Here is a 3,093-nt window from a genome sequence, read left to right as displayed (position 1 = left end):
GGATCGCAGGGGGCGGTCGCGGCGGGCACGGGCGGCACGGTGACGGTCTCGGGGAGGCCGGTCGGCGTCCGGCCGTGGTCGGCGAGGACGACGTTGCCGCGGGCCAGTGTGACGTCCTCGACGGGAAGGCAGTCGCGTCCGCCGCGCGTGGTGAGGCAGAGCGGGAAGCGCAGCGCGTCCTCGGCGGCCCAGGTGACCTCCAGGACCGGCTGGTCCTCGATCCGGTCGAGGCCGGGTGTGACGGAGGTGATCCGGACGGCCTGGCGGTGGGCGGGGTCGGCGTCGCCGGGGGTGCCGGTGCGCGGGCCCTTCACCTCCTCCAGGACGAGCACGTCGCCCGGCCTGAGGGCGAGCCGGCGCTCGCGGCAGGTCTCCGCGTCCACCCACGCGTCCCGCAGGGTGGCGGCGGTGGCGCCCTGCGGGAGGGTGCACACCTCGCCGGCCCAGGTCCACAGCCGGATCGCGTTGTGCGCGACCCGCAGCTTCAGCGGGTCGGTGGCGACGACCGGTTCGAAGACCTCCACCGAGCCGCGTTCGTCGAGGTCGCCGAGGTCGGCCTCGTCGATCACCGTGCCCGGTTCGGGGCGGTCGTGCGGGTCGAGGCTGCGCACGTCGACGGAGGCGAAGCGGAACGTGCCCGGGGCGAGAGTCTGGTCTTGTGCGGTCTGGACGGTGACGTACGCGCGGGCGTTGCAGCCGTCGTGCATCGCGTAGTCGATGAGCTTCACGTGACGGCGTACGGAGACCCGGCGGCGGGCGGTGTCGAGGTAGGCCTCGGTGGCGACCGCGTCCTGGTGGTAGCTGATCTGGTCGCCGGTGTGGGCGAGGAGTTCGACGAGGGTCATGCCGAGGTCGGCCGGGTTGCGCTCGGCCCAGTCGGGGGTGGTGAGCGCGAGCCGGTCCAGGAGCAGCTTGCGGATGGTCTCGTAGTCGCGGGCGGTGTAGTCGATGACGGGCGCGGCGGGGAAGTCCGTCTGCGGCCCGTCCTCGTCCTTGCAGTCGAAGGGGGTGGGGCAGTCGGGCCGGAAGGAGAACGTGACGCTGTGGTAGCGCTGGTCGAAGCCGCGGTGCGGCTCGGTGCCGGGCCGTCCGTACGGGTCGGTCTCGACGAGGGAGAGCCGGTAGCGGGAGGTGTCGCCGGCTTTGTCGAGGGTGACGTAGAGCCGGTCGTCGAGCTCCGGGTCCTCCTCGCGTTCGACGCTGAGGTCGACGGCGGTGATGCCGGTGACGCGGCGGCCGCCGTCGATGCGGACGTTGTCGGGGCCGAGGCCGTGCGGGGCCTTGCCGAGGAAGGTGACGGTGAGCAGCAGGCCGTCGTCGCCTGTTTCGACGGTGTCGACGCCATTGAGCTGGGCGGCCCTCACCTTGCCGCGGCGGGACGCTGTGGTGCCGGTCGTCATGCGGCGGCCCTCCCTTCGAAGACGTCGTCGCGCTGGGTGCCGGTGGCCCGGACGGAGTACGACAGGTACACGCGGACGGAGTGGTCCTCGCTGACGATGTCGAGGGCGCTCACCTCGATGAGGTCGCCGAGCCAGCGCTGCAGCGCGGCCTGCACCGACAGTTCGAGCGTGCTGATCAGCTCGGGGCTGTTCGGGGCGAACACCAGGTCCAGCAGTCCGCAGCCGAAGTCGGGGCGCATCACGCGCTCGCCGGGGCTGGTGAAAAGCAACTGCTCGATCAGGTCGTGGACGTGCTCGCCGTGGGTGGCGTGCGCGGTGCGGCCGCGGCGGTCGGCGCGGAAGGGGAACGCGAGGTCGGAACGGGGCCTGGCGGCCCGGCTCGTGGGGTTCATCGGACGGTGACCTTTCGCTGCGCGGCCTGGACGACGGGCGGCCCCTGCGGGACGAAGGCCGCGCTGAAGCACTGGGCCGCGGAGGTGTCGAGCAGCACGGGCGCGCCGTCGACCGTGATGCCGGTGCCGTCGGCGGTCCAGCGGACCGTGACGCACGGCGAGGGCACCCGGTCCACGGTGTGCGGGCAGCCGGTGACCACGTAGTGGTGGGCGGCCGTGGCGACGGCGGCACCCGCGACGCGTACGCCGCCCGAGGGCGGGGTGGCCGCGGTGACGCGCCCGCCGTGCGGGCAGCCGAGCACGGTGCCGGCGTCGAGAAGTCTTCTTGCCGTTCCTGTCATTTTCTGGATCCCCCGTCGTCTATCGCTTCGAGAGCACGGTCAACTGGCCCTCGTTGATCGTCACTTCACGTCCGCGCAGTACGACTTCGGCACCCGCGCCGGTCGCGATGACCACGGCCCCTTCGGTGATGCGGATGTAGGCGCCGCCCTGTGCCTGCAGGAGGATCCCCTGCTCGGCGCCGGGCGTGTCGTTCATGACGAGCTTGTGCGCCTGCGGTGTCTGCACGACGACCGGCTTGTTCGGGGAGTTCGCCTGGAGCTCGCGGCGCGCGTCGGGCGGCAGCTCCTCGGCGGCGCCGTACCAGCACCCCGTCCACACCGGGAAGCTGGGATCCCCCTGCTCGAACTCCACCCACACGCCCGCGCCGGGCGGCGGCACCACGAACTGCCCGGACTGCGGCCCGGTGAACGGCAGGCAGGGCAGCGCCCAGGTCGACGGCTCGTCACCGAGCACGTCCGGGACCTCGACGGTGACGCGGCCGATGCGCAGCGGGTCGTTGTCGTCGACGACCCGGCCGCGGAACTTGCCGAGGTAGCGATTGCTGGGTGCCGCCATGGTGGAGGTGCTCCTGGTTGGTGGTGATCGTGGGTGGGGGTGGTCGTGGGTGGTGCGCGCTTACGGCCGGACGTAGTCGCTGCGGGCTTCGAGCCCCTCCCTGGAGAGGGTGAAGTTCTGCTGGTACGAGCCCGGCCGCAGGTTGTGCGTCACGGACTTGACGTAGTAGTCGCCGTCGTAGGCGCGTCCGGCGCCCCGTACGCCGACGAGCTGGCGCGGCTGGAGGATGTAGCCGTGCCGGTTGACGTCGAGGGAGCCGGAACCGGAGACGACGTCGGCGGAGACGGCCGCGCGGGCGAGCAGTTCGGCCTCGGCCTGCTCGCGCTGCTGCTTGGCGGTACCGGACAGCGTCTTGCGCTTGAGGGCCGGGGTGGGGCGCCTGCCGAGGGGCGGCCGCAGCGGGC

Annotated in this window: 3 protein-coding genes and 2 pseudogenes; all 5 read right to left on the bottom strand. The window is 72.6% G+C overall.

Annotated elements, in window-relative coordinates; all coding sequences use genetic code 11:
* Positions 1-1,400 (bottom strand): annotated as a pseudogene (locus tag C1J00_RS41095) (putative baseplate assembly protein); the annotation flags it as partial.
* Entirely contained in the window at positions 1,397-1,792 is a 396-nt protein-coding gene (locus tag C1J00_RS41090; RefSeq protein WP_102913932.1) for a GPW/gp25 family protein, read from the bottom strand. The pseudogene C1J00_RS41095 and the gene C1J00_RS41090, both read right to left, overlap by 4 nt.
* On the bottom strand, positions 1,789-2,133 hold the full coding sequence (locus tag C1J00_RS41085; RefSeq protein WP_102913931.1) for a hypothetical protein: 345 nt from the start codon (positions 2,131-2,133) through the stop codon (positions 1,789-1,791). The genes C1J00_RS41090 and C1J00_RS41085 overlap by 4 nt, the downstream gene beginning before the upstream one ends.
* Positions 2,134-2,152: 19 nt before the next feature.
* The gene (locus C1J00_RS41080; RefSeq protein ID WP_102913930.1) at positions 2,153-2,689 is read right to left on the bottom strand and encodes a phage baseplate assembly protein V; all 537 of its coding nucleotides are present in this window, start codon (positions 2,687-2,689) and stop codon (positions 2,153-2,155) included.
* Between the two features lie 60 nt (positions 2,690-2,749).
* A pseudogene (locus C1J00_RS41075) lies at positions 2,750-3,093 on the bottom strand (hypothetical protein); the annotation flags it as partial.

Source organism: Streptomyces cahuitamycinicus, from assembly GCF_002891435.1.
Taxonomy (GTDB): Bacteria; Actinomycetota; Actinomycetes; order Streptomycetales; family Streptomycetaceae; genus Streptomyces; species Streptomyces cahuitamycinicus.
The sequence above is the reverse complement of the archived record's forward strand: the minus strand, read 5'-3'. Positions and strand labels throughout refer to the sequence as shown.

What these genes read in the sequence shown, in the direction of transcription:
- C1J00_RS41090 (WP_102913932.1), bottom strand. Translation starts at nt 1,792, where the DNA reads ATGAACCCCACGAGCCGGGCCGCCAGGCCCCGTTCCGACCTCGCGTTC.
- C1J00_RS41085 (WP_102913931.1), bottom strand. Translation starts at nt 2,133, where the DNA reads ATGACAGGAACGGCAAGAAGACTTCTCGACGCCGGCACCGTGCTCGGC.
- C1J00_RS41080 (WP_102913930.1), bottom strand. Translation starts at nt 2,689, where the DNA reads ATGGCGGCACCCAGCAATCGCTACCTCGGCAAGTTCCGCGGCCGGGTC.